The organism is Methanosarcina sp. 1.H.T.1A.1 (genome assembly GCF_000979295.1).
Classification (GTDB): domain Archaea; phylum Halobacteriota; class Methanosarcinia; order Methanosarcinales; family Methanosarcinaceae; genus Methanosarcina.
The window spans coordinates 1-2,345 of the sequence record NZ_JJQY01000069.1 but is presented as its reverse complement, the minus strand read 5'-3'; the positions used below and the strand labels follow the sequence as shown (position 1 = coordinate 2,345).

Annotated in this window: 3 protein-coding genes; 1 reads left to right on the top strand and 2 read right to left on the bottom strand. The window is 41.6% G+C overall.

Annotated features, from left to right (window positions below; all coding sequences use genetic code 11):
* Window positions 1-299 precede the first annotated feature (299 nt).
* Window positions 300-455 (bottom strand): hypothetical protein, encoded by a 156-nt coding sequence (locus EO95_RS17535; RefSeq protein ID WP_156164005.1) that lies wholly within the window; start codon window positions 453-455, stop codon window positions 300-302.
* Window positions 456-638: 183 nt separating this feature from the next.
* Here EO95_RS17535 and EO95_RS06925 point away from each other — a divergent pair, with 183 nt between their 5' ends.
* On the top strand, window positions 639-1,154 hold the full coding sequence (locus EO95_RS06925; protein ID WP_048133491.1) for an NTPase: 516 nt from the start codon (window positions 639-641) through the stop codon (window positions 1,152-1,154).
* A 145-nt stretch (window positions 1,155-1,299) separates the two neighbouring features.
* Here EO95_RS06925 and EO95_RS06920 read toward each other — a convergent pair whose 3' ends face one another.
* The gene (locus EO95_RS06920; protein WP_052733534.1) at window positions 1,300-1,617 is read right to left on the bottom strand and encodes a hypothetical protein; all 318 of its coding nucleotides are present in this window, start codon (window positions 1,615-1,617) and stop codon (window positions 1,300-1,302) included.
* Window positions 1,618-2,345: the final 728 nt, after the last annotated feature.

The following is a 2,345-nucleotide window of genomic DNA, read 5'->3' as shown; positions in this document are numbered from 1 at the left end:
GCCATAAGATGAAGGCAAGCCGTAAGATGAATGCTCTGCGTAAACTCAATCGGAATCCCCTGAATTGTCCTCCAGAACAAGCTGAATACCCCACCTTCCGATTCTGATGTTTCAGAAAAAGCCCGGAATCTGTCTACAGGATTGTTTGGTGGGTACCGTGACTCTCACCGGGCGCAAACGGCGGCCGGCTTTCTCAAGAATAATATTTGAGCTGAATACGAAAGGTTGCAGGTTGCAGGATTTGTTTTTCAGCTTAAACCTGGATAACTTTGTTTGTTAATCTTATTTTACTTTCGGATTTACTCCAGCTTTTCTCCCTCGACATAACACCCAAAATAAGTATTTTGCTCCACCTTTTTAAGGATACTGTTAATGCTTTCCAGTGTGACTTCCATCTTATCCATTCTCTTCTCGATCTCCTGCAGTCTGGCAAGAATTTCCTGATCCGTAGTCACAATATCAACCCCTTATAGATCTACGAAAGTTAGCATTTGGCATAATAGAAGTTTCTGATGTATATTCCAGTATATTCTGCAATGTTCTTATAATCAACGGAAAACCTCACTGCTGGCTGATTTAAATAAAATCAAGGTATATTTTTACCGGGGAATGGAAATAGAAATGGGGAGAAAAAGACTATGTTGAGAATTGCAGTAACTGGCAGGCCCGGAATTGGGAAATCAACAGTTGTTGCAAAAACCGCTGAAAAACTTGCCGATCAACAGGGCTTCAAAATAGGCGGCATCCAGACAACCGAAATCCGAAAGGAAGGCACAAGGGAAGGCTTTTCGATCCGAGACCTTGCAACCGGGGAAACCGGCATTCTGAGCAGCGTCAAAGGCAGCGGCCCGAGAGTTGGGAAATATCACGTCAACCTCGAAGACCTTGAAAAGATCGGAGCAAATGCTCTCAGGAATGCCCTTGACTGTAACCTGATAGTTATCGATGAAGTAGGGCCTATGGAGCTCAAATCCGGGGCTTTCATTTCGGCAGTTGAAGCAGTCCTGGAATCCGATAAACCGGTTCTGGCAGTGCTGCACAGGTCAAGCAGTCACCTGCTGGCTCAGAGGATAAGGAAAGAATTCGAGGTTTTGACGGTTGATGAGGGGAACCGGGATGAGCTGCCTGAAAAAATCGCTGCCAGGCTGAGATAAAGGAATCAGCATTTTCCGGTCAATACTTAACACCAGGGTTGCCGGTTAATTACCCCTCATAGATGTCAAGAAAATGAAAAATTGGGTTTTATTTCTGGTTAATCTGCCCATTTCTCAAGATTTATTATTTCTCTTGCAGGTGATCTTATTCTCCTTCACACCCTCCATCGCTTCCGGATCCTCCTCCACCATAGTGTCCTCTAGTTATGGATCCTGCCCCACCATGGTAGCCTTTAGTTCCGGATCCTCCTGCTCCACCACTTCCAGATTCTCCTCCATCATCACACCCTCCATCGCTTCCGGACCCTCCTCCGTCGTGGCCTCCACTTCCGGATCCTCCTCCACCATAATAACCGCTACCGCTTGAATCGGTTGCAACAGTGGATTTACCCGCTTCCCCTATCATAGACATTGCGCTGATACATAATGCAAATGCCAGGAAAAAAACTACGATCTTTTTCATTTATTTTCCTCTTTCGAAATTCCCCTTTCTTATAGATTTTTGGCAACTTTTAATTTTTCCCGATGTTACTCATACGAATATTTTTTCCATAACATAGGTTCAACAAAAGCGTCATGGTGTTATTTTTTTCTCAAGGATATATAATATCAGGAAAGTTTGTTTCGTTCATAATAATATAAGTTCTATTTGGCACTCACTTTTTAATAAATATTCTAAATTTAAATCTCAAGCTTTTTCAAGCCTGCTGCTTCCCTTCCGGGGAGGAAAGATGTTCAGAATCAAATACAGGTTCTGTTAATGCTGCAACTATCAAGTAATCCTCCTCTGGCACAGAAAATCAGGGAAGAATTAGAAGTTGTAAGGGTTGATGAAGGTAATCGGGCTTATCTACCTGAAAAAAATCGTTTCCATATTAAGAGGAGGTCTGCGCCTTTAAATGATATTTTTTGAAAACAGGATTACCGGTTACTTTATTCCTGTTTAACATATAAATATAAACAGTGAGATATATCCAGGGATAACCTGCGAATTTTTAAGATATGTTATTCCCTTTATATATCTCACGTTAATCATTTTTTGTATATTTTCGGTCTATTTTTTAGTTCAAAATTTATATTGAAATGCTTCAGTGTTTTGTAACCTTTTATGAGGGCATTCCGGAATTATTCAAGAAGCAAAGGGATTTTATTTTCTACCGCCGCCATTGCCTCCTTTATGATTGCCTGCAC